The organism is Hallella sp. (assembly GCF_037460745.1).
GTDB lineage: Bacteria > Bacteroidota > Bacteroidia > Bacteroidales > Bacteroidaceae > Prevotella > Prevotella faecis.
On sequence record NZ_JAXVAE010000164.1, the window covers coordinates 1 to 24,403 of the forward strand.

Below are 24,403 nucleotides of genomic sequence, written 5' to 3' on the forward strand. Positions count from 1 at the left end.
TTCTTTCAAAAGAGCGAAGCCCGAGGATTCTAACGAGTCTTCGGGCTTTTTGTTTGTTGTAGGACGTAGGGCTCTTGTGCTACGATCCTTTTCTTCCATTTCTGACCTCAGTTTATTGAAGAGTACATAGGCATTCTTCTTTATTCCAGCAGTTGTTGCACTGGTGTCATTTGTTCCCACCCCCTTCGGTGAACCTTTGGCTTTTCTATGCGTTTTTACCACATTTAGGCATTTCCCTAACTCCTTTATATATGCAATGAATTAAGGATGTTATTGAGAATGTTAGCCAAGCAGGATTTGTTTATTTGTTACGTGTCAATGGTAAATATACTATATGTGTGATTGACTACATTTGTTTTATCCTTTCAATTTCTCTTCGGCCTTCTTCACGCTACCTGCCTGTAGGATTAGTTCCTTTACTTCTTCATAATTGGTATAATGTGGGTTTCGCTCCATGAAGATGCGTATGGCTCGGTCGACGAGCTTATGGTTGATTAGTTTAGCGTTCACCATTTTGTTTCCTTCTACGCGCCCAAGACGAATCTGTACCGTAGTACTTATCATGTCCAGGCATAGTTTTTGAGATGTGCCTGCTTTCATTCGTGTGGAGCCTGTGACAAATTCTGGGCCGGTGATTACTTCTACGGGATAATTGGCTTCGCTTGCAATGGGTGAGTTGGGATTATTAACAATGCAACCTGTGGTTATACCCACTATTCTGCATTGGCGTAGGGCTGACAATACAAAAGGAGTGGTACCACTAGCCGAGAATCCAACAACAATGTCTTTTTCTGATATGTTTTTTTGAAGCAGTTGGCTCCAGCTATCTTTAATGTCGTCTTCGTGTGACTCGTTTGTCTGGGTCAACTTGCTAATGCCGCCAGGAAAAATTGCTTGTATCTGTGTTCCGTCTGTTCCATAAGTGTTTTGCACTTCTACGGTGTCGAGTGTAGCGAGTCGTCCTCCGGTTCCGCAACCTACGTAAAAGAGCCGTCCCCCCTTTCGTAGTTGTTGCTCGATGGCCTTAATGAGGCGATTGAGCTGTGGTAAGGCTTTTCCTACAGCCTTGGGCACCGCGATGTTCTCTTGGTTGATGTCTGCAGTAAGTTGTTCTACAGTCAATTGTTCAAGATGGCTATAATGAGAGGGTTGCTCTGTGATGCGTGTTTCTTTCATTGTAAGAGGTGTTTGCGGTTTGGGGTAGGAGATAGTAGCTTAATGGCTTCCGTTTCCCCTTTTGGTGAATAAGAGCTTTTTGGGAAGTTTTACCCACTTGCTGTTTCTTGCTATCTTCAGTGTGCTGCCTTTTTCCTGTATCAGCATAAAAGTGCCATTTTCTTGTTTGGATAATGTAGCTACGAGGTCTTCGCTGCCATAATCGTTAGTGATGTTGATGGTAGCAGTAGTTGAGTCTGTTATCTCCGCTGAAGTGAATAGCCATTTGCGGTTATCACGCTTATCGCCGAAATATCCGGCCATCTCGCCAAAGATTTCTTGATTAGGAACCACTACATTGTTGTGGTAGAAGTCAATGGTGAGATAAACATTATACTCTTTGTTGTCGAAGGTTCCTGCAAAAGTTATTGTGTCTGTTTGAGCAGTTGTGTTTTTGTGTGCGTTAGCAGAAACACAAGCCCATGCGAGCAGGAGGATAGTAATGAGTTTGTTCATGGTTCTAACTTGTTGACATATGCAAAGTTAACAATAAGCATCAAGAAAACGTTAGCTTTTGTAATTTTATGGGATATTATACTTGTTTTTTTTTATTTTTTAGTACCTTTGCATCACCAGTTTAGTTAGATTTATGGAAATTGAAAAGTTATTTCCTGACTATATCTTTGAATCTAGTTGGGAAGTTTGTAATAAAGTCGGTGGCATCTATGCCGTTCTTTCGACACGTGCTAAGACTTTGCAAGACAGACTACACGACCGTTTGGTTTTTATTGGTCCCGATTGTTGGAAGGAAACGGAAAGTCCATACTTTCAGGAAGACGACAATCTTTTTCGCGAATGGCAACTTGCTGCATCAAAGCAAGGGCTTAAAATTCGTGTGGGGCGTTGGACCGTTCCAGGCGAGCCAATAGCTGTCTTAGTTGATTTTAATCAGTATTTTTCAAAGAAAAACGAGATCTATGGGCAACTTTGGAATGATTTCCAGGTAGATAGTCTGCATGCTTATGGCGACTATGACGAGGCTTCCATGTTCTCATACGCTGCCGCTTTGGTGGTGGGTAGCTTTTATGATTTCTATCTTGACGCCACGAAGAAGGTCGTTTATCATGGCAATGAATGGATGACGGGCCTTGGATTACTTTATGTCCAGAAGCATTATCCACAGATTGCTACCATCTTCACTACTCATGCCACAAGCATAGGCCGTAGTATTGCTGGCAATAATAAGCCCTTGTACGACTATTTGTTTGCCTATAATGGCGATCAGATGGCCGAAGAGTTGAACATGCAGAGTAAGCACTCTATTGAGAAGCAGACCGCTCACCATGTCGACTGTTTCACTACTGTGAGTGATATTACGGCGCGTGAGTGCCTTGAACTTCTCGACAAACCTGTTGATGTGGTTCTCCCCAATGGCTTCGAAGATGATTTTGTGCCTCGAGGTGCTGCCTTTACGCGTAAGCGTAAGTGGGCCCGTAAACGCCTGCTCGATGTAGCCAACGCCTTGTTGGGCACAGATTTGGGCGATGAAACATTGCTTATATCTACCAGTGGCCGTTATGAGTTCCGCAACAAGGGTGTTGATGTTTACATTGAGGCAATGAACCGTTTGCTCCGCGACAAGAATCTCGATAAGAATGTTGTGGCTTTCGTAAAGGTTCCAGGCTGGGTGGGCGAGCCCCGCAAGGATTTGCAGGATCGTTTGGCCAGTGGTAAGAAGTTCGATACACCGCTTGAGGTTCCGTCGGTCACCCATTGGCTGCATGACATGAGTCACGACAATGTGCTGAGCATGTTGAAACATCTTGATATGCAGAATCGTAAGGAAGACCGCGTGAAGTTGATCTTCATACCTTGTTACCTTACGGGAAACGATGGTATCTTAAACCTCTCATATTACGATGTTATTTTGGGTAATGACCTGTGCATCTATCCCTCTTACTACGAGCCTTGGGGTTACACTCCGCTTGAGTCGGTGGCGTTTAAGGTGCCTTGTGTCACAACCGACTTGGCTGGCTTTGGTTTGTGGGCTAACTCTGAGATTGGACATTATGGTGAGATTGGGGATGGTGTGAAGGTTATCCACCGTACCGATTACAATTTCTCTGAGGTGGCAGACAACATCAAGGACACTGTGAGCAAGTTCTCTCACTTCACAGTCGCCCAGGTGAAGAAATCGCGTGACAATGCCAGTAAACTGTCGAAGAAGGCTTTGTGGAGCCACTTCATCAAGTATTATGAAGATGCTTACGACATTGCCTTGCGTAAGGCAGAGGAAAGAAAACTCGCAAAATAATAAAAATTACTATTATAAACTACTGTGTTATGAAAATTAAAGCAGATTATGCCAATGCTCCGCAATGGAAGAACCTGACTATTAAGTCGCGTCTTCCCGAGCAGTTGAAGTGTTTGGATGAGCTGGCCCACAACATGTGGTGGGCTTGGACTTATGAGGCCCGCAATCTTTTCAAGAGTCTTGACGAAGACCTCTATGAGAAGGTCGGTCACAACCCTGTTCTCTTGCTGGATCGTCTGGGTTACGACCGCAAGGAGGCTATTGTTAACGACAAGGCCATCATGAAGAGCGTGAAGGAAGTGTATGCCAAGTTCCGCGCCTATATGGATGTGGAGCCTGACAAGAATCGTCCTTCTGTTGCTTACTTCTCTATGGAGTATGGTTTGAACCAAGTGCTGAAGATTTACTCAGGAGGTTTGGGCATGCTTGCCGGCGATTACCTGAAAGAGGCTTCTGACTCTAATGTAAACCTTTGCGGTGTTGGTTTCCTCTATCGCTTCGGATATTTTACACAGTCGCTGAGCATGGACGGCCAGCAGATTGCCAAGTATGACGCCCAGAACTTCAACTCGCTTCCCATTGAGCGTGTGCTGGACGAGAACGGCAATCAGGTGGTTGTGGATGTGCCTTACCTGAACTATCAGGTTCACGCTTTGGTTTGGCAGGTCAATGTAGGCCGTATCAAACTTTACCTGCTCGATACAGACAACGACATGAACTCTGAGTTCGACAAGCCCATTACTCACTCTCTCTACGGTGGTGATTGGGAGAACCGCTTGAAGCAGGAGATTCTGCTGGGTATTGGTGGTATGCTGATGCTGAAGAAGCTTGGTATCACTAAGGATGTGTATCACTGCAATGAGGGCCATGCCGCTCTTTGCAACCTGCAGCGTCTGTGCGACTATGTTGATGGTGGCATGTCGTTCAACCAAGCTATGGAGCTTGTTCGTGCCTCTTCGCTCTACACTGTGCACACTCCGGTTCCTGCTGGTCACGACTATTTCGACGAGGCTCTCTTCGGCAAGTACATGGGTGGCTATCCAGGCCGTCTCGGCATTTCTTGGGATGAGTTTATCGGCATGGGCCGCCAAAACCCTGACGACCACAACGAGCGTTTCTGCATGAGTATCTTCGCTTGCAACACTTGTCAAGAGGTTAACGGCGTGAGTAAGCTCCACGGATGGGTGAGCCAGAAGATGTTCGCTCCTATTTGGGCTGGTTACTTCCCTGAGGAGAATCATGTGGGTTATGTTACCAATGGTGTGCACTTCCCCACATGGACAGCTACTGAGTGGCGTAAGGTTTACGATAAGTACTTCGACGCCAACTTTATGAACGATCAGAGCAATGAGAGCATTTGGCACGGCATCTATAATGTAGCTGACGAGGAGATTTGGAAGACACGCATGGAGTTGAAGAAGAAACTCATCAAGTTTATCCGCGATAAGTTCACTCAGCAGTGGTTGCGCAATCAGGGCGACCCCGCCAAGGTGGTTAGCATCTTGGAGCGTATCAATCCCAATGCCCTGATGATTGGCTTCTGCCGTCGTTTCGCTACTTACAAGCGTGCTCATCTGTTGTTTACCGACCTCGATCGTCTTGAGAAGATCGTGAACGATCCTGAGCATCCTGTATTGTTCTTCTTCTCTGGTAAGGCTCACCCTGCCGATGGTGCTGGACAGGGCCTTATCAAGCGCATTTTCGAGATTAGCCGTATGCCTCAGTTCCTTGGCAAGATTATCTTCTTGGAGGACTACGACATGCAGTTGGCTCGCCGTTTGGTGTCAGGCGTTGATATTTGGATGAACACTCCGACTCGTCCTCTCGAGGCTTCTGGTACATCTGGCGAGAAGGCCGAGATGAATGGTGTTGTCAACCTCTCCGTGCTCGACGGTTGGTGGGTTGAGGGTTACCGCGAGGGTGCCGGTTGGGCACTTCCCCAGGAGCGTACCTATCAGAACCAGGGTTATCAGGATCAGCTTGATGCTGCTACCATCTACACACTGCTTGAGAACGAGATTATTCCTCTTTACTACAACAAGGGTAAGAAGGGCTATAGCGAGAAGTGGGTGAAGGTTATCAAGAACTCTATCGCCACCATCGCTCCTCATTACACCATGAAGCGTCAGCTTGATGATTATTTCGACAAGTTCTACATCAAGGAGGCTAACCGCTTCAAGAAGCTTTCTGCCAACGATAATCGCTTGGCAAAGGAAATTGCCCTTTGGAAGGAAGCTGTTGCCGAGCGTTGGGATAGCATTCGTGTCGTCGACAAGGATGTGAAGATGCTTGTAGAGGGTGGCGAGACAGGTGTGAACTACACGCTGAAGTATGTCATCGATGAGCAGGGCCTCGACGATGCTATCGGCTTGGAGCTCGTTACATTGAAGCCTGAGACCGATGGTTCCGACCGTGAGGTTTACAGCGTCCACGAGTTCAAGATGGTTGGTCACGATGGTAACAACTACCACTTCGAACTGACTTATGAGTCCGATCATGCTGGTTCGTTCCGTTCTTGCGTGCGTATGTTCCCGAAGAACGCCAACTTGCCTCATCGTCAGGACTTCTGCTACGTGAAGTGGCTCGACTAATCAATTGATACTAATTCTATAAAAAAAGCATCCGGAGCAGTTGTTTCGGATGCTTTTTTTATGCGTTGACAGGTTATGCTTTTAGCCCTATGCCCATTTGTTATTGGATTATGGGCAATAAAAAACTGTACCAACGCAAAGGGGCGTTGATACAGTTTTAGGCACATTGTTATGTTGTAAGTGGTTACAAAATGGGTGCTCTGTTTTGAGCGCCCTGTGTTTGTATTGGTCTTTACCTTATGGTATTATACGAGGTACTGTGAAGAGATGCTCTCGTTGTTGATGACACGCTTGATGGTCTCGGCAAACATGTCGGCTACGCTAAGCTGCTTCACCTTTGAACAACGCTGTGTGTAAGGAATAGAGTCAGTGAAGACCATTTCTTCCAAGCAGCTGTTCTGCACACGTTCTGATGCGGGACCACTCATAACACAGTGGCTGGCAATGGCTCTTACGCTCAGTGCGCCAGCCTCCTTCATGATGTCGGCAGCCTTTGTGATGGTTCCTGCTGTGTCGACCATGTCGTCCACGATGACAACGTTCTTGTCCTTCACATCACCGATGATCTGCATGCTCTCCACTACGTTAGCACGAGCACGTGTCTTGTTGCAGAGCACCAGCGGGCAACCAAGATACTTGGCGTAGGTGTTGGCGCGCTTTGAGCCGCCTACATCAGGCGAAGCGATAACTAAGTTTTTCAGGTTCAGGCTCTGTAAGTAGGGCAGCAGCACGCCACTTGCGTAAAGGTGGTCTACGGGAACGTCGAAGAATCCCTGAATCTGGTCAGCGTGCAGGTCCATAGTAATCAGACGATCGATGCCAGCCACACCCAAAAGGTCGGCCACGAGCTTGGCACCGATGCTCACTCTTGGCTTGTCCTTGCGGTCCTGACGCGCCCATCCGAAGTAGGGGATGACGGCAATGATCTGACGAGCTGATGCGCGCTTTGCGGCATCGATCATCAGCAACAACTCCATCAGGTTGTCGGAGTTGGGGAAGGTGCTCTGAACGAGGAAGACATCGCGTCCGCGAATCGACTCCTCGTAGGAGACGGAGAACTCGCCATCAGAAAACTTTGTCATGACAAGGTTTCCCAACGGGCATCCCAGACTGGTGCAAATCTTTTCTGCAAGGTATCTCGTGCTTGTACCCGAGAAAACCAAGAAAGAGTTATTTTCACTCATTTTGTATAGCGTTTATATTTAATAAAAGTGTCCAAAGCAATTAGTCGGCGGCGTAGCGCAACTTTTTGAAGTGGCTTATAAGGTCCTTAAAGTCCATTTGGTTGTGTATGTTGAACCTGCACCACAAATCGCCGCAGATGACCACACCCCCGAAGCCAAGGTCTTTGGCTGCCTTGATGTTGTCGATACTCATACCTCCCAATGCGTACACGTGTTTGTCGATTAGGCCACTGCGTGAGGCTTCCATGAGCTGCATGTTGTTGAAGGTTTGTTTCTCCTCCTTAAACTCTATGCAGTCGTGTATGTTCTTTAGGAACACGTATTTTGATTTTTTCTTCATCATCTTCAGCGATGAGAGATCGCAACACGTGCGCGAGACGTTTCCCTTGTATCCATTGGGAATATCCTCCATGGGATTATCTATGTGGATGCCTGCCAGCCCGTACTCGTCTTTTAGGTAGTATTGGTCGTGTAAGGTGATCTTCTTATAGTGCTCCTCGGGTAACAACGTAAGCAGTCGCTCGGTGTAGAGCTGCGCTGCCCCGGGCTTAAACAGGTGCAAGTTGGTCATGCCCTCATCGAAGAGGGCAGACAGGATGATATTTTCTTCCACAAAAAATGTGGACTTAGTCATGATAACTAATTTCATCGTAGACGTTACTTTTCAAGTGCAAATGTATGAATTTTCCGTTAAATCAGCAATAATATTGGGAAATAAAACTTATCTTTGCAGAAAATTATAGCGATGAAAATAAACCTGACTACTTTTGAGGAACTTCATCACCCCGTTTATGTTTTAGAGGAATCGCGTCTGCGCCGCAACTTGCAACTCATCTCACAGGTGTCGCAAGCCGCTGATGCTGAGATTATTCTGGCGTTTAAGGCTTTTGCTTTGTGGAAGACGTTTCCCATCTTTCGCGAGTATATTTCGGCCACAACGGCCAGTTCGCTTAGTGAGGCTCGTTTGGGTTATGAGGAGTTTGGCAGTCGAACCCATACCTTCTCACCAGCCTACACCGATGATGAGATTGATGAGATAGCCCGTTGTTCGAGTCACCTTACGTTCAATTCGCTTAGCCAATGGCAACGTTTGGCCGATCGCGCCAAAACAGTCAATCCGTCGATTAGCCTGGGAGTGCGTGTCAATCCGGAATATAGCGAGGTGGAGACGGTGCTTTATAATCCTTGTGCGCCGGGCACTCGCTTTGGCGTGCTCAATTCGCAGTTGCCTGAGCAGTTGCCGTCGTCCATCGAAGGCTTCCATTGCCACACCCTTTGCGAGAGCGGTCCTGATGTGTTCCAGCGCACGTTGGCACATATTGAGGAACGTTTTTCTAAGTGGTTCCCGCAGTTGAAGTGGATTAATTTTGGTGGTGGCCACCTCATGACACGTAACGATTACGACACATCGTTGCTTATTAGCATCTTGCAAGACTTTCACCGACGTTGTCCGCATCTTCATGTCATCTTGGAGCCAGGTAGCGCTTTTGCTTGGCAAACGGGGCCGCTTGTGAGTCAGGTGGTCGATGTAGTGGAGAACCATGGCGTACGAACAGCTATACTCAATGTGAGTTTCACTTGTCATATGCCCGACTGCTTGGAGATGCCCTATCATCCTGCTGTGCGTTTTGCGCGTACTATAGAAGAGGATGCAGAGGGTCGTATTCCCGACGGACAAGGTGAGCATATCTACCGTTTGGGTGGTTGTTCTTGCCTAAGTGGCGACTTTATGGGCCGTTGGCAGTTTGATCATGAACTCAAGGTAGGTGAGAATGTGATCTTTGAGGATATGATACACTACACAACGGTGAAGACCAACATGTTTAATGGTATTACCCATCCGTCGCTTGCCATGGCCCATACCGATGGTGAACTTGAGGTGCTCCGCCAGTACGGTTATGAGGATTACCGCAGTCGAATGGACTGATGCCCTGTTGGTCTTGTATAGAATGATTATAGTCTCTCTATAATGAAAAAGGCTCCAAGTTGTCTTGGGGCCTTTTTGTTAATGATCAATTGGTTTTGTGTGTTTGTCCGATGTAGAAAACTATCGGATAGCGATTGTGTATTGTGGGCTGTTACCAACTGTTGCGTCACTTAAATTTTGAATAATTGTCGCATTCCATAAGTTCAGAAACCGTCACCTTGTGATGACGGTGCATGTAACGGTCAACCATCTTCACGAAATCGGTGTTGAACATCTTCATGCCCGTAGCTTTGTTGACCACCCACATCACTTTGCCCATGTGTAGGTCCTTTTCCATTTGACTACGACGGTCGTAGTTGGCCATGGGGTAAAGGCTTAAGAGGTAGAAGCTAAGTGCATCGGGCACGATAAAGTTACGTCCCATGGTGCTTAGTTGCTCGGGCGAATAGCCATAGCGTTGGTAGAGGGGGTATTTCGATCCCATGTATTTGTCGAGCGAAATACCGATGACCCTATCGCCTACCACGATGCTTTGGTCGAGCGCACCTATTTGCGCATAGATGCGCGGAATGGGTAATCCGGGAATCCAACTTTGCAACTGTCGGAACGCTAAGCGGAATCCTTCGTTGAGGTCGTCCATGTTGGCATACTCCGACTCGGCGTCGCCAATAAGCGTCTGTAAAGTGGAATCTTGGTAAAAGCGGAGAAACTTCTCGTTGATATTGTGGTCGCTCACGTCACCTATCTGAAGCATTTTCTCCACTAGTGTGCGTGTCTCAATGGGATACTCGGTGTTCATCTGTTGTAAGGCAGAGAAGTCGCCTGTGATGAGATAACGGCTCTGTAACCGGTCATATCGCTCTACGTGGATATGACTGGCATCCTGCTCATCTTCGTTTGGTCTCAAGCGAAACTCGCATGCCGAGCATAAGAGAAGCATTGCAAACAATATGTAGGTAATTCTACGCACGCTATCCTTCCTATTTTACCGCAAAATTACTAAAAAACCTTTTTGTTTCCAAATAATAAGCTAAAAATATTAAAAATAATGTGAAATATTGGTCCGATACGTTTATTTTTCTGAAAATATCCATAAGAAAACGTATTTTCCGACAAGCGGAATACGAATTAATTGGTAATTTTGCTTCTACAAACAACGAGTCATACTATATGAAATACTTTTCTGTTCTTTTTCCTGCTTTTTTCTTTGGCTTGTTTGCGCGGGCGCAAGAAGTAGTTCGCCTAACGGTGAGTAGCGATGTTTCCCAGCAACAAGCACCTGTAACCTTGAATGTCCGAGCCCATAAGAACATTCGCAGCGCTACAGTCCGTGTGAATGGGCGGGATGTAGCCTGTCAATTAGACGACCTCGATCGGGATGGTCAATACGATGAGTTGTCTTTCCTGACCGACATTAAGGAGAGTGAGGTGCAACACGTGGTAGTTAATCTGTCGGATGAGGAATGGACTACAGCTTACCCTGCTCGCACTTATGCCGAGATGATGTTGCGCAACCCGAAAGTAAAGGAGAAGAACAAGCACGACATCTACCTTACGGCCATTACTCTCGACGCTTCTACCAAAGATCCCTTCACGGTGCTGCATCATCATGGAGTGGCCTTCGAAAACGAGCTGGTCGCCATGCGCATCTACATGGACGCGCGCCAAACCATCGATCTTTATGGTAAGTTTCATCAAGGCTTGGAACTCTACGACACGCAGTTTTACACATCTCCAGCCCAAAAGGCGCAAGGCTATGGCGACGATGTGTTATGGGTGGGCAATACGTTCGGACTGGGTGCGTTGAGAGGTTGGGACGGACAGCCCGCGCTCGTTTCCCCGGTGAAGCAACGTTCGCAGCGCATTATTTGTGCCGGACCTGTTCGCACCATTGTGGAAATGGCCGATGAGGAATGGGCGTATAAGGCTGGTGAAGCTCCCATCAATATGATTTTGCGCTACACGCTTTACGCCGGCCATCGTGATTTTGAAGTGGAGGCTTCGTTCAACCGTGACCTTTCGAGTTCATTGTTTTCAACTGGCGTGATCAATGTAAGGGGGTCTGAAGAATTTTCTGACAAGGATGGTTTGCGCGGTTGTTGGGGAACCGATTGGCCCGCTACCGACACGTTAAACTGGAAACGTGAGACGGTGGGATTGGGCATCTTTGTTCCTACGGCATATCGCGATCGGGAATGGCCAGCCACAAAAGACAATTACACTTTCACTGTGAAGCCCGTGGGATGCCAACTTCGCTATCATTTGGCCTACACCAGCGATAACGAGGATTACGGTTACCACACAGCGAAAACGTGGTTTGCGTTTCTTAAAGATTGGAAAAAGCGCTTATTGCATCCCCTCAAAGTCAAGGTGGAGCGATAAGCGCCATATCTTATTATAGGCTTGTGGCCCATGTCAGCACATAGTCAGCATTGAGTTCGTAGTGTACTGTTAAATGAATCTTTCTACGCAAGTTCTCCATGGTCAATACGCCATGGTCAGAAGGTGTGAAAGGTGTCATCCGCATGTCTTGAAACAATAAATGGTCGGCTGAGAAAAACTTAAAGGTAGTTTCCTTTGCGCTCCAGCAGGTAAGTTGGATGTCGACCCCTCCTTTCTCCTCATCGTCACGCATAAAACGGTCGGCCACGCGACACACACGGTTCGAGCGATACTCTATGTCGACCGCTACTTCCTGATAGGGTGATAAGATCAGTGTTGCCCATCCCTTGGTGTGGCTGAGACTGATGTGCATGTTCGCCAAGAGCGGCTTTCCTGAGGGGGCGTGCCCAATTATCCCGTCGTTGTTTCCGGTCATGGCATGGAGCAACGCATAGGTAACGAGTTTCTCTTTAAGTCGACCGCCGTGGTAAGCCGAAACGTCAGCCGTTGTGGGCCTCGGCAATTCCTCGGCTTGTTCCGTAATGCGCCACAGACCGAGTTTCACACCCGGCGCCACTTCGTCAATTCTTTGCAGGGGCATCTTGTGGCTTGTTGTGTACCGTTACTTTCACACGGCTGATTCGGCGACCCTCCACAGCCATCACCTCAAACGAATAGCGTTTATAATCCCATCTCTCGTGAATGCTGAGGAAATCGCCTTTCTGTTCCAGTAACAGTCCGGCCAGGGTATCGGCATCGCCCGCCACATCGTCGAACTCATCGTCGTCGATTTGCAGAATCTTGCAGAAGTCGCTCAACAAGGTCTTACCCTCAAAGAGATAGGTGTTGTAGTTCAGTTTGGAGTAAGATTTCTCCTCCTCATCATATTCATCGTTGATCTCGCCAACGATTTCTTCCAAAATGTCCTCAAGAGTGACGAGGCCACTGGTGCCGCCAAACTCGTCGACAACAATGGCGATGTGTACCTTGTTCTCCTGAAACTCGCGGAGCAAGGCGTCGATCTTCTTGGTTTCGGGTACGAAGTAGGGTGGGCGCATCAGACTCTGCCATCTGAAATTCGATGGCTTTGACAGATGCGGTAACAAGTCCTTGATGTATAATATGCCGCGAATGTTGTCGCCATTGTCCTGATACACAGGTATGCGGCTATAGTTGTTCTCGGCAATGCTGGTCAGCACCTCTTGAAAACCGCATCGAATGTCGATCGAGACAATGTCCTGTCGGCTGGTCATCACCTCCTTGGCGGTTTCATCTCCAAAGCGGATAATGCCTTGCAGCATGCTCTTCTCGTCCTTGATGTCGTCTTTGTCGGTCAGTTCGAGCGCCTGTTCCAAGTCGTCGACCGAGAGTTGGCGCTTCTCCTTGGGAACAGCTTTTTCTGCAATGACTCCACTGGTGATCAGGATCGACTCGATGGGCCAGAACAATTTGCGCATCAGCATGACTCCGTTTACCGCCATGCGGCAGAAGGCCAATGGGTTCTGGCGACTAAACACCTTGGGCATAATCTCGCCATAAAGGAGCAAGAGGAACGTGAGGAGCACGGTGATCAACAAGAACTCGAGCCATTGCACCTTGAACGCCACCAGTGACCCAATGGCAAAGTTGCACAACATGATGATGGTGACGTTCACCAGATTGTTCATGATGAGGATTGTGGCCAACGTGCGTTCCGAGTCGTCCCGCAACATTTGGATCTTACGGTCCTTATCGTTCTTCTCAGGGTCGAGTTCATCGAGGTCTTGCGGTGAGAGACTGAAAAAGGCAATCTCCGAGCCACTGGCGAAGCCCGACAAGAAAAGCAAGAAAGCAGCCAACACAGCTGCTACTACGATGGCTGGTGTTAATGGTCTTAACACCAGCCAGTCACTTAATTGGAATAATAGGATTGTCTCCAAAATATCTTCGCGTTAATCAGAAGGGTAGTGAGCTATCATCGTCGTTTGCTGTCGATGATTTGACGGTGGGTTGCGTTTCCGCCTTGTCGGCACGAGGCTTCGGCGTAAGCATTTCCATATTTTCCACCAATATCTCAGTAACGTAATGACGCTTACCCAATTGGTCGTCGAATGTTGTGTAACGCAGGCGACCTTCCACATACAGTTTGTCGCCTTTGTGGACATATTGCTCAACCACCTTAGCTAGCTGGCGATAGAACACGAGGTTGTGCCAATCGGTACGGTCGGGTACCTGCGTGCCGTTCTTCAGCGTGTATCCACGCTCGGTGGTAGCCAATGTAACCTTGGCTACCGCTTGGTCGGCGTCGTAATAACGCACATCGGGGTCTTTGCCCACGTTGCCAATCAGCATTACCTTATTCATGGTAGCAAACAATTATGATGGGTTTACACACTCTGTGATGGAATTATTTCCAGCGTCCAAGGTACTTAAAGTTGAAATTCTTGCCCTTGGCTGATGGGAACTGGCTACGATAGTCTACTCGCTCGCGCAGGTGCTCCACGATGCGGTTGTAGCAGTCCTGACCTGAGGTGGCCTTGCAACGCGCCACAAATGTAGTGTCGCGGTATTCGTGCTTTCCTGTGGCAGGGATCATCACAACGCGCTTGAAGCTGAGCTCGCCCTCATACCATCCAACCTTCTCCTCGGTCAAACGGTTCACAACCATCTCATTCATGCTGCGGCGATCCGCAACAGCCTGATTGGGAGCGGGGCGAAGAGCTTTCTTCTGCTTGAAGTCGAGCATGGTCTCGGCTGCGGTTTTGATGATAATGAAGTAAATGTGCGAACGCACCTTGTAACGCTTTGGGAAAAACACATCGCTCTGGGCGTAATCGCGCAAATCAGCCTCCAACTCCGGAGTTACTCGTATTTCATCAATGGAACGCAGGAAATCAAGAGCCTCATCAACATTGGAAACAAGTGTTTCCTTATCGAAATATCTTAAATATAAATTCATTGATTAGGTGTGTATCTCAATACAATAAAAAAAGAGCGGCAAACGGGGCTCGAACCCGCGACCTCGACCTTGGCAAGGTCGCGCTCTACCAACTGAGCTATTGCCGCACATATTACTCATGCAAAGTTAAGGTTAATTATTCGAATTGCAAAGAAAAAAGCCGATTTTTTCTTCTTCACCGCCTAATTTCCTATCTGCACGCTCACGCCTGGCGTGTAAGTGACGATGTATCGGAGCAGACTATGGCCTTCGCCGCCACTGAGGATGTTGCCGGTTTCGAGCGAGTAGATGCGCTTGCAGGAGCCACACTTCACCTGGGCGGGATTGTCGGTCCATTGCAACTGGTACTTGGTGGAGTAGTCGACCGTGCAGTTGGGGCACAAGGCATCCCACGCCACACGGCCATTGAAGTTGGTTTGGCCTACGAGCAGGGAGCCCATCGCACCACCGGCGCCCAGGTAAACGCCATTGAGGAAATAACGGTTCTCCAGTTCGTTGGTCAACTTATTGGTTTCCTTCCGTCCCTTTCGGTCCACCACATTCACCTCATAGGCGCCTCCCGTGCCCTGCACGCCCATGCTGACGCGCACAAACTCGTTGTAGCTGGTCATCGCGGCGACGATCATACTGGTGGGGTGCCACTGGGTATAGAACAAGAACCTACAGGGATATTTGCGACTGATGGGATCGTCAGCGCAACCTGCAAGCAGACCAAAGCACAATATAAAAAGGAGAACAATCTTTTTCATCGTCAGAAAACAATACGAATATCAACCTGGGGCCACTCGTCGCCCTGGCACACGCAGGGCTGCGCAGTTCTCCGCAAGGAAGAATGAGGCCATCCTTTCCTTGCCGCGAGGCAATCCTGCATGGAGAGCCCTTCGCCCTCCACACAGCGCCTCATCGTCTTACTTGAGCAACTGGGCCTCGGCCTTGCGCACACGGTCGAAGCCAAACTCCGCCATCGTTTGGTTCATCAGGGCCTCTATCTTGTCGTTGCAGAGGTTGCCCATCGAGCCCTCGTGGGTATGGTGGATGTTCTTGTCGGCATGGAACTGGCCCGACTCTATCTCCAGTCCCACCTTCTTATAGGCGTCGCGGAACGGCATGCCGTTGGCGGCCAGGCGGTTCACCTCCTCCACCGAGAACATGGGGTCGTACATCGGATTGTCGAGGATATGCTCGTTGACAGCCATCTTATTGATAATGTAGGCGGCCATCTGCAGACAGTCTTTCAGCTCGTCAAAGGCGGGCAGGAACACCTCCTTGATGATTTGCAGGTCGCGGAAATAGCCCACAGGCAGGTTGTTCATGATGAGCATGATTTGCTGGGGCAGGCTCTGCAACTTATTGCTCTTGGCGCGAATGAGCTCAAACACGTCGGGGTTCTTCTTGTGGGGCATGATGCTCGACCCCGTGGTACATTCCTTCGGCAACTTGACAAACTGGAAATTCTGGCAGTTGAACAGGCAAGCGTCGTAAGCCATCTTGGCCAGCGTTCCGGCCACGGTGGCCATGGCGAAGGCCACGTTGCGCTCCATCTTGCCGCGTCCCATCTGTGCATACACCACGTTATAGTCCATGCTGTCGAACCCGAGCAGCTGGGTGGTCATAGTGCGGTTCAAGGGAAACGACGACCCATAGCCCGCAGCCGATCCGAGGGGGTTGCGGTTGGTCATGCGATAGGCGGCCAAGAGAAACAGCATGTCGTCGGCCAGACTCTCGGCGTAGGCGCCAAACCACAGGCCGAAGCTCGAGGGCATGGCTATCTGCAGGTGGGTATAGCCGGGCATGAGCACATCCTTATACTGGTTGCTCTTCTGGATGAGTTCGTCGAACAACACCTTCACACCTTCCACCACGTCGATCAACTCGTGGCGGGTAAAGAGCTTCAGGTCGACGAGCACTTGGTCGTTGCGCGAACGTCCGCTGTGGATCTTCTTGCCCATGTCGCCCAACTTGCGTGTGAGCATGAGCTCCACCTGTGAGTGAACATCCTCCACGCCATCCTCAATGACAAACTCGCCTTTCTCGCACGTGTGGTAGATGGCCTTCAGCTCCGTGAGCAAGGGCTGCAGCTCATCGCTGCCAAGCAGTCCGATGCTCTCGAGCATGGTGATGTGGGCCATGGAGCCCAGCACGTCGTACTTAGCGAGATAGAGGTCCATCTTGCGGTCGCGGCCCACGGTGAAGCGCTCAATCTCCTTGTTTACCTCAAAGTTCTTTTCCCAGAGTTTATTCGACATAATGGTTTGTGAATTGTGTTGTGTTATGATGTTAGTAACTAATCATCTGCAGGGCGTCGGCAATGCGCTCGATGCCTTCCTGCAAGGGCTTCTTCACCATGCCGCCCACGAAGGGGTTGACGTCGGCCTTGATGGTGAGCTTCATCTTGCTGGTGGTGTCGGTGACGGGCAGAATCTGAATCCAGAAGTTGAAGGGCAACGGACTCTCCTGCGACTCAAACTTGATTTCCTTCGGCTCCTCACGGCCCACCACCACGAGCTTCACGCTGCCCATGGGCGTAGAGATGGAGATGCTGTCGGCGTCGAAGGTGAGGTCTTTCACCTTGTCCTCAGGAATCTTGTCCTTCACTTTCTCAATATTGCTGAGGTCGCTCAGCATGTCGTAAACCGCCTGTTGCGGAGCGGCAATCTGGCGGATAGAGCTTTCTATTTTCATCTTTGTGGTTATATATAATAAGGTGAGCCGTAACCCCCATGGGCAACGCTACCACCAAGGGGTTATGGCACAACGAATGTGTGCCGCCAACCAAGGCCGGGGCACACACGCCATACGACGATTGCGGTCTGTTACTCGGCCTTGGCTGCGGGAGCCTGCCACTCGGCGGGGTTCTTGCGCCACTCCTTCAGCACCTCGATATCCTCCTTCGACACGTAACCGGTCTCGGCGGCAATCTCGATGGTGTGGTCGTAGTCGCCCAGGGTAACGAGCTTCAAGCCGGCCTTAGCGAAAGCCTCCTCGGCCACGGGGAAACCGTAGGTGTAGCTGGCCACCATACCCACCACCTCAAAACCGGCCTCACGAAGGGCGTCAACGGCCTTCAGCGAGCTGCTGCCCGTAGAGATGAGGTCCTCAACCACCACCACCTTGGCGCCCTCGGGCAGACGGCCCTCAATCTGGTTCTTGGTGCCGTGATCCTTCGGTTTCGGACGAACATAGGCGTAAGGCAACTCCAGCTCATCGGCCACCAGCGCACCCTGTGCGATGGCACCTGTAGCCACACCTGCCACGGCTGTGGCCTCAGGGAAGTTCTCATGGATGGCATGGCACAGCTCCAACTTCACGAAAGAGCGTACGTCGGGGTACGAAAGGGCGATGCGGTTGTCGGTATAGATGGGTGAGTTCCATCCTGATGCCCATGTGAATGGGTTGTTGGGCTGCAACTTAATGGCTTTGATACGCAGCAGTTTCTCAGCGAATGCGTGTTTCAATTGACTCATAATCTTATTGGTTTGAATTTGCCACAAAGGTACAGTAAAAACACGACAATAACAAGCGTTTTGCCGATTTTATGGCGCAAGAAACGAGAGAAGGAGGAGGGGCGCAATGGTTAAACCCCAATCGGCCATTAGACCGAAACAGGTGAATGGTTAGGATCATATAGCTTCTTTTCAACTCTTGCCAGCGTTTCTTTCGGCATCTTGCTTCCAGTCGCGTTTCGCCATAGCCCGCTATGGCTTCACCGCGCCTGTCGCAACCTGCTCGAAACAAACGCTAACAAGAATTAAAATCTAATGACCGATTGGGGTTAAAACCATGGGAACAAACACTACAAACACCCTCCGAATACAGCCGTTATTTTGAACGAGCCGTCGGTTGGCCGCAAATACGCGATTCTCGCGCGCTTTCCACAACCGCCTAACAGTCAACCACTTACCACCCAAACGACTCTTTCCACGCGCCACACACCACATTCCCCACCACAAAACATGCCTAACCGTGGTGCGAAACATGCCTAACCATGGCTCAATACATGGTCTTTCGAGATGCGAAAGGTAAGCTATCGCAACTCAGTTAGGCATGTTTCGCAACGGATGCTCTCACACGAGCGGTTTCGAAAGCTTATCTTTGTCTTTTCGAAAGCTAAAAACGGCGCGTTTTGCTTCTGGTTTGCGGAACGAAAAGTATGTAGTTTTCGACCAATTATTTCAACAATCACAAGAGCGAAACCTGTTTGTTTCACTCCACAAAGTGTGAGATGCCAGCGGTGGTTCTCAGCGGTCGTCGTCCACAAAGGCCAGACAGGCGAAGCTGATGTGGGCGGGATGGGCTTGTTCCAACACATGGGCGCAAGCGCACGAGGTGGCGCCCGTGGTAACCACATCGTCGACCAAGAGGATGTGCTTGTTGGCCAGACTGTCACCGTCGCGCAACACAAAAGCGTTCTTCACGTTCTCCGAACGATCCCAACGGGTGCGCCGCGTCTGACTGCCCGCAAACGAGGTGCGCACCAGCACATGGCTGTCTACCGGAATGCCCGTGGCCTCCGAGAGCCCTTGGGCCAGCATCAGGCTTTGGTTGTAGCCGCGCTCCTCCTCGCGTTGCCACGCCAAGGGCACCGGCACGATGAGGTCGACGCCATCGGTGAAACCACTCTTCACCATGGCCTGACCCATCAGTCGGCCCAGCGCAACACCCAGTTCGGGGCGCCGAAAATATTTTAACTGATAAAGGGGGTGCGACGATTCGGAGTGGGTAAAATGGTAGATGAGCGCCGCCGCACGCGCCACCGACGGCACACGGCCCCAATACACCTGCGCCATGGCGTTGTCGTAGGGGTGCAAGAGGTGGTCGGTGCGAGGCAACAACGAGTCGCAACGCGAGCATATCTCATCCTCGTCGGCCGACAACGGGGCCTGGCAGATGGGGCAACAGCGCGCCAAGGGCGCGTCGAACAGGCGTTGTAGGAAACTAACTTTCATCGTCGTCGTCATCGAAATCGGCCGCCTCGTCGATGCATTGGCGAATGAGGCGCATCTCGAATCCGCGCCCCATGGCATACTTGATGAGTTTCATGCTGCGCTCATAAGGAGTGCGCGCCTTGATGGTGCGCCATTTGCTCTGCAGCAACGGGCGCAACACGGCGAGGTAATCGTCGTCGGGCACGCTATTGAGCGCCTCGTTCATGGCCTCCCTGCTGACGCGTTTCATGTAGAGGGCCTGCTCTATCTTGCGGCGCCCCCATCCGTCGAAGCGCACCTTGTCCTCCACAAAAGCGTTGCAATAACGGGTCTCGTCGATGAAATGATGTTCCTCCAAGTAGGCCACCACACGTTCCTGGGCGGCTTCGTCGAGTCCCCAACGGCGCATCTTGTCGATGAGTTCGCCGGCGCAATGCTCGCCCTTCGAGCAGAGGTTGGCGAGGTTGGCCAGCGCCTTCTCCTCGCTCACGGTCTTCTTGTTTTCCATAGTCTTCTCGGAATTGGGTTCTAAGGGGCCACAGGCTTGCGCGCCGGCATCATGGCGCGGGCAAAGCGAAGGCGCCCGAAGGCGTCGGCTATGAGTTGGCAATCGGCAAAGCCCATCTCCACCAACATGCGCTCAAGGTCGTCGGCAAACAGCGGATTGATCTCAAACCACAGTTGGCCCTCGGGCCGCAGGGTGAGGCGCGCATACTGGGCGATGGCCCGATAGAAGCGCAACGGGTCGGCGTCGGGCACGAAAAGGGCCAACTCGGGCTCATGGTTGAGCACATTGGGGCGCATGTCGGCGCGCTCCCTCTCGGCGATATAGGGGGGATTCGACACGATGACATCCCATCGATCGCCCTCGCCATCGGCGGCTGCGCACGTGGCGGCCTGCAAGGCATCGCGCAACTCGAAGTTCACCTGGGCTTGCAGGCGGTGGGCATTGGCGCGCGCCACCAGCAGGGCGTCGGGCGAGATGTCCCACGCACTCACCTCTACTGGGGCAAGTCCCAACGCCAGGGTGATGGCGATGCAACCGCTGCCGGTGCCCACATCGAGCACCCGGAGGGGCTCAGGGGGCTGCAAGCAGCAATAGGGACGGGCGTTGGCGGCGAGGATGCGTTGGCACAAGTCGGCCGTCTCGGGGCGCGGAATGAGCACGCCGGGGGCCACGCGAAACACGCGGTCGCAAAACTCGGTCTCGCCCAGCACATACTGCACGGGCTCGCCTTTCTCAAGTCGTTGCATCATTTTTTCCAATCTGTCGGCGTCGTCTCGCGATAAATCACTAACTTTGCCACACACAATGTCGGTAAGCGACATGCCAAAAGCCACGTCGAGCACCCAACGAACGATGCCTTGAGCCTCGTTGGGATCATAAAGGGGCAACAACCGATGCCAGAGGATGGAGTATGTCATAATCTGTATGCAAAGGTAGTGGAAACGCAAGACAACACAAAGCGGAAGGGCTCCTTTTTGGAAAAGAAATGGCCTTAGCGGGGCGAAAAGCAACGCTTTATCCCGTCATGGCAACGTCAAGGAAACACGAAAAATCGAGAATATGACCCAAGAACAACTGGACGAACAGTTTATGCGGCGCTGCTTGCAGATAGCGCGCGGCGGACGCCTCACGGCCAAGCCCAACCCATCGGTGGGCGCCGTCATCGTGGCCGCCGACGGCCGCATCATCGGCGAGGGATTCACATCGGCCTATGGCGGCCCCCACGGCGAGGTGAACGCCTTCGCATCGGTAAGGCCCGAGGACGAGGCGCTGCTCTCGGACGCCACCATCTACGTGTCGCTGGAGCCTTGCTCCCACTGGGGCAAGACGCCCCCTTGCTGCGACCTCATCATCCGCAAGGGGGTGAAGCGGTGTGTGTGTGGCTGCGCCGATCCCTTCGCCAAGGTGCAGGGGCGCGGCATCCAGCGCATGCGCGAGGCGGGCATCGAGGTAACGGTGGGGGTGCTGCACGACGCGTGCATGGCCTCCAATCGTGAGTTTATGACGGTGAACGAGCATCACCGGCCATTCATCCTCCTGAAATGGGCCGAAACGGCCAACCATTTCATTGGCTACCAGAGGGCCAAGGATGGTGGAGCCCAATCGCCCTTGCGCCTCTCGTCGCCCTTCACGCAGATGTTGGTCCACCGCCTGCGCGCCCACTATGACGCCATCCTCGTGGGGCGCGGCACCCTGGAGGCCGACCACCCCTCGCTCAACGTGCGTGAGTGGAGCGGTCCCAATCCGGAGCGGTTGGTGCTCACCAGCAAGCCCCAGGAGGTGCCCGAGGGGTTCCGAGGCTTCACCAACATTGCCTCGGCGCTGGCCTACTTATCGGAGACGAAGCGCCAGAGCCTCCTCGTGGAGGGGGGCGCGGCAACGCTCAACGCCTTCATCGACGCCGACCTGTGGGATGAGATTCGGGTGGAGACGGCGCCGTTCACCATCGACGAAGGCGTGGCGGGACCCACGCTTCCGGCCCATGCCAAGCTCGTGGGAACCGACCTGTACGATGGGCGCGTCATCCGCCATTATGCCAAACGAACGGCGGAAGACGTGAAAAAACCTTAATAAAAGATAGGAACACGCACGCGGAAATCTTAAAAAGGTTATAAATTTATACCTTTGCACCCAAAATAGGACTAATACTATTCAAAAGATGAAGAAAATACTATCACTCACTTTGCTGGCATTGGTAACATTGCTGGCGCAAGCGCAGATGGTCAATCCCGTAAAATTCAGTTCGCATCTGAAGATGAACGGTACGGCCGAAGCCGAGATTATCTTCTCGGGAAAAATTGAGAAGGGTTGGCATGTCTACTCCACCGGCTTGGGCGACAACGGCCCCGTGCAGGCCTCGTTCAACGTGAACAAGCTCGACGGCGTGGAACTGGTGGGCAAACTGAAACCCCGGGGCCACGAAATCAGCACCTACGACAAGCTCTTCGACATGAACTTGCGCTATTTTGAGCATAGCGCCACGTTTGTGCAGAAGGTGCGTTTCACCAAACCCCACTACACCATCGACGCCTACCTGGAGTATGGCGCCTGCAACGACCAGAACTGCATGCCTCCCTCGGAGGTGAGCATCAAGAGCTCGGGCAAGAGCCCCGCTGTGACGGGCGCCGCCGAGAAGCAAGAGGAGACGGCCGCTGAGAAAGCCGCCGAGGCTGCCGCCAACGGCGAGCCGATGGCCGACACCGCCGCCCTCGTACAGAATGGCGACTCGGTGGCCGCTACGGCCTTGGCCGTCGACACCACGGGCATCAACGAGGACCAACTGTGGAAGCCGGTCGTGAAGGAGTTGCAATCGATGAGTGGCGTGAACGACATCGCCAACATGTCGATTTGGTACATCTTCCTCATGGGTATCGTGGGTGGCCTCTTGGCATTGGTTATGCCATGCATCTGGCCCATCATCCCCATGACCGTGAGCTTCTTCCTGAAGCGCGCCAAGGACGACCGTCGACGTGGCATACGCGACGCGGTGCTCTATGGCGTATCGATCATCGTGATCTTCCTGCTCTTAGGCATTGGCGTGACGGCCATCTTCGGTCCCAGCACGCTCAACGCCCTGTCGACCAATGCGGTGTTCAACGTGTTCCTGTTCTTGCTCCTGGTGGTTTTCGCCCTGAGCTTCTTCGGATGGTTCGAGATCAAACTGCCTGAGAGCTGGGCCAACAAGGTCGACACGAAGGCTTCGAACACAAGCGGCTTCGTGAGCATCTTCCTCATGGCGTTCACGCTGGTGCTCGTGTCGTTCTCTTGCACGGCGCCCATCATCGGCCTGCTGCTGGTGCAAACGGTGACCTCGGGCGACTGGGTGGCTCCTGCCGTGGGCATGTTCGGCTTCGCCCTCGCCCTGGCCGTTCCGTTCTCGCTCTTCGCCATGTTCCCCTCATTGATGAAGAAGAGCCCGCGCAGTGGCTCGTGGATGGACCAGATCAAGGTGGTGCTGGGCTTCGTAGAACTGGCCTTCGCCCTGAAGTTCCTCAGCGTGGCTGACCTGGCTTACGGCTGGCACATCCTCGACCGTGAGACGTTCCTCTGCCTCTGGATTGTGATCTTCGGCGCCCTGGGATGCTATCTCGTGGGTTGGCTGAAGTTCCAGCAGGATACCATCGGCGGCGACCTGAACAAGCCGATGCCGGTTCCCGCAATCATGTTGGGTCTCTGCTCGCTGGCCTTCGCCATCTACATGGTGCCTGGCTTGTGGGGCGCTCCGTGTAAGGCCGTGTCGGCTTTCGCACCGCCCATCAACACACAGGACTTTAACCTCAACACCAAGGTGGTGGAAGCCAAATATGACAATTATGAGGAGGGTATGGCTGCCGCCAAGGCGCAAGGCAAGCCCGTGCTGCTCGATTTCACCGGATTTGGTTGCGTAAACTGCCGCAAGATGGAGGCTGCCGTATGGACCGACCCGCAGGTGGCCGACAAGTTGGAGAAGGACTACGTGCTCATCTCGCTCTTTGTGGACGACAAGACGCCGTTGGCTGAGCCCATCGAGATCACCGACGATAGCGGACAGAAGCGCACATTGCGCACCGTTGGCGCCAAGTGGAGTTGGCTGCAGAGCCACAAGTTCGGATCTAACACCCAGCCGTTCTATGTGGCCGTAGACGCCAATGGCAACCCGCTCACGGGCAGCTACTCGTTTAAGGAGGATGTTCCCGCCTACCTCGACTTCCTCGAGAAGGGCCTCAAGAACTTCAAATAAGCGCAGATGGCAAGGCTCGTTGCGCGTGAACGCTCTCGCGCGACAAGCCTTTCAAACATCAAGAAACAACGTTCTGACCATCGTCTAACGACATACATCATCGCATAGCCTGGGATATTCCATCCCGGGCTATGCGTTTTTTAGCGCCTATAGACAGGATCATCAACGGCAATCGGCCATTAGAGCGAAACGGAAAAGGGTTAGGATGTTATTGATTCTATTCAACCCCAATCGGTCATTAGATTTCAATTCTTGTTAGT

General features: G+C 51.6%; 22 protein-coding genes and 1 tRNA gene. 6 read left to right on the top strand and 17 right to left on the bottom strand.

The window, feature by feature from the left end; translation table 11 throughout:
- Nucleotides 1–357 precede the first annotated feature (357 nt).
- Together WKK33_RS10860 and WKK33_RS10865 are read right to left on the bottom strand one after the other, a co-directional pair.
- Nucleotides 358–1,176 (bottom strand): N-acetylmuramic acid 6-phosphate etherase, encoded by an 819-nt coding sequence (locus tag WKK33_RS10860; protein ID WP_337933835.1) that lies wholly within the window; start codon nt 1,174–1,176, stop codon nt 358–360.
- 39 nt (nt 1,177–1,215) lie between these two features.
- Entirely contained in the window at nt 1,216–1,671 is a 456-nt protein-coding gene (locus tag WKK33_RS10865) for a hypothetical protein (protein WP_337933836.1), read from the bottom strand.
- 133 nt (nt 1,672–1,804) lie between these two features.
- Here WKK33_RS10865 and WKK33_RS10870 point away from each other — a divergent pair, with 133 nt between their 5' ends.
- On the top strand, nt 1,805–3,469 hold the full coding sequence (locus WKK33_RS10870; protein WP_337469375.1) for a glycogen/starch synthase: 1,665 nt from the start codon (nt 1,805–1,807) through the stop codon (nt 3,467–3,469).
- A gap of 29 nt (nt 3,470–3,498) precedes the next feature.
- Nucleotides 3,499–6,060 carry an alpha-glucan family phosphorylase gene (gene glgP, locus WKK33_RS10875; protein ID WP_337933838.1) on the top strand — a complete coding sequence of 854 codons (2,562 nt, stop codon included), beginning with the start codon at nt 3,499–3,501 and terminating at the stop codon, nt 6,058–6,060.
- Nucleotides 6,061–6,305: 245 nt separating this feature from the next.
- On the opposite strand, the gene WKK33_RS10880 is transcribed toward glgP, so the two are convergent.
- A complete protein-coding gene (locus tag WKK33_RS10880; RefSeq protein ID WP_215759653.1) occupies nt 6,306–7,244 on the bottom strand; it encodes a ribose-phosphate pyrophosphokinase in 939 nt (312 codons plus the stop codon).
- Nucleotides 7,245–7,284: 40 nt separating this feature from the next.
- Nucleotides 7,285–7,893, bottom strand: a complete 609-nt coding sequence (locus tag WKK33_RS10885) for a thiamine phosphate synthase (protein ID WP_337469377.1) — start codon at nt 7,891–7,893, stop codon at nt 7,285–7,287.
- Nucleotides 7,894–7,989: 96 nt separating this feature from the next.
- Here WKK33_RS10885 and nspC point away from each other — a divergent pair, with 96 nt between their 5' ends.
- Nucleotides 7,990–9,171, top strand: coding sequence for a carboxynorspermidine decarboxylase (gene nspC / locus WKK33_RS10890; protein WP_337933840.1), 1,182 nt, complete (start codon nt 7,990–7,992; stop codon nt 9,169–9,171).
- Nucleotides 9,172–9,337: 166 nt separating this feature from the next.
- Here the strand turns inward: nspC and WKK33_RS10895 are convergent, their stop codons facing one another.
- A complete protein-coding gene (locus tag WKK33_RS10895; RefSeq protein WP_337933841.1) occupies nt 9,338–10,111 on the bottom strand; it encodes a gliding motility protein GldB in 774 nt (257 codons plus the stop codon).
- Nucleotides 10,112–10,341: 230 nt separating this feature from the next.
- Between WKK33_RS10895 and WKK33_RS10900 the strand changes: the two genes are divergently transcribed.
- Nucleotides 10,342–11,553: a DUF4861 domain-containing protein gene (locus WKK33_RS10900; RefSeq protein ID WP_337933858.1), complete on the top strand. Its 1,212-nt coding sequence runs from the start codon at nt 10,342–10,344 to the stop codon at nt 11,551–11,553.
- A gap of 13 nt (nt 11,554–11,566) precedes the next feature.
- Here WKK33_RS10900 and WKK33_RS10905 read toward each other — a convergent pair whose 3' ends face one another.
- The 12 genes from WKK33_RS10905 to prmC form a co-directional block, all read right to left on the bottom strand.
- Entirely contained in the window at nt 11,567–12,154 is a 588-nt protein-coding gene (locus tag WKK33_RS10905; protein ID WP_337933843.1) for a 4'-phosphopantetheinyl transferase superfamily protein, read from the bottom strand.
- Nucleotides 12,135–13,436 (bottom strand): gliding motility-associated protein GldE, encoded by a 1,302-nt coding sequence (gene gldE, locus WKK33_RS10910; RefSeq protein ID WP_252344907.1) that lies wholly within the window; start codon nt 13,434–13,436, stop codon nt 12,135–12,137. Before gldE ends, WKK33_RS10905 begins: the two co-directional genes overlap by 20 nt.
- Nucleotides 13,437–13,488: 52 nt before the next feature.
- Nucleotides 13,489–13,896, bottom strand: a complete 408-nt coding sequence (gene ssb / locus WKK33_RS10915) for a single-stranded DNA-binding protein (RefSeq protein WP_337569828.1) — start codon at nt 13,894–13,896, stop codon at nt 13,489–13,491.
- A gap of 43 nt (nt 13,897–13,939) precedes the next feature.
- Nucleotides 13,940–14,491, bottom strand: coding sequence for a hypothetical protein (locus tag WKK33_RS10920; protein WP_337933845.1), 552 nt, complete (start codon nt 14,489–14,491; stop codon nt 13,940–13,942).
- A gap of 34 nt (nt 14,492–14,525) precedes the next feature.
- Nucleotides 14,526–14,598, bottom strand: a tRNA-Gly gene (locus tag WKK33_RS10925).
- A gap of 75 nt (nt 14,599–14,673) precedes the next feature.
- Complete coding sequence (locus tag WKK33_RS10930; protein ID WP_215759934.1) at nt 14,674–15,240, bottom strand: hypothetical protein; 567 nt, start codon at nt 15,238–15,240, stop codon at nt 14,674–14,676.
- A gap of 159 nt (nt 15,241–15,399) precedes the next feature.
- Nucleotides 15,400–16,737 (bottom strand): argininosuccinate lyase, encoded by a 1,338-nt coding sequence (gene argH / locus WKK33_RS10935; protein WP_337933847.1) that lies wholly within the window; start codon nt 16,735–16,737, stop codon nt 15,400–15,402.
- Between the two features lie 31 nt (nt 16,738–16,768).
- Nucleotides 16,769–17,173: an SRPBCC family protein gene (locus WKK33_RS10940; RefSeq protein ID WP_215759932.1), complete on the bottom strand. Its 405-nt coding sequence runs from the start codon at nt 17,171–17,173 to the stop codon at nt 16,769–16,771.
- A 131-nt stretch (nt 17,174–17,304) separates the two neighbouring features.
- Nucleotides 17,305–17,955, bottom strand: coding sequence for an orotate phosphoribosyltransferase (gene pyrE / locus WKK33_RS10945; protein ID WP_215759931.1), 651 nt, complete (start codon nt 17,953–17,955; stop codon nt 17,305–17,307).
- Between the two features lie 774 nt (nt 17,956–18,729).
- Nucleotides 18,730–19,437: a phosphoribosyltransferase family protein gene (locus WKK33_RS10950; protein ID WP_337933849.1), complete on the bottom strand. Its 708-nt coding sequence runs from the start codon at nt 19,435–19,437 to the stop codon at nt 18,730–18,732.
- Nucleotides 19,427–19,924 carry a regulatory protein RecX gene (locus WKK33_RS10955; RefSeq protein WP_337933850.1) on the bottom strand — a complete coding sequence of 166 codons (498 nt, stop codon included), beginning with the start codon at nt 19,922–19,924 and terminating at the stop codon, nt 19,427–19,429. The genes WKK33_RS10950 and WKK33_RS10955 overlap by 11 nt, the downstream gene beginning before the upstream one ends.
- A gap of 20 nt (nt 19,925–19,944) precedes the next feature.
- Entirely contained in the window at nt 19,945–20,841 is an 897-nt protein-coding gene (prmC, locus tag WKK33_RS10960; protein WP_337933851.1) for a peptide chain release factor N(5)-glutamine methyltransferase, read from the bottom strand.
- Nucleotides 20,842–20,983: 142 nt separating this feature from the next.
- Between prmC and ribD the strand changes: the two genes are divergently transcribed.
- Nucleotides 20,984–21,994: a bifunctional diaminohydroxyphosphoribosylaminopyrimidine deaminase/5-amino-6-(5-phosphoribosylamino)uracil reductase RibD gene (gene ribD, locus WKK33_RS10965; protein WP_337933852.1), complete on the top strand. Its 1,011-nt coding sequence runs from the start codon at nt 20,984–20,986 to the stop codon at nt 21,992–21,994.
- An 88-nt stretch (nt 21,995–22,082) separates the two neighbouring features.
- Complete coding sequence (locus WKK33_RS10970; protein WP_337569531.1) at nt 22,083–24,143, top strand: cytochrome c biogenesis protein CcdA; 2,061 nt, start codon at nt 22,083–22,085, stop codon at nt 24,141–24,143.
- Nucleotides 24,144–24,403: the final 260 nt, after the last annotated feature.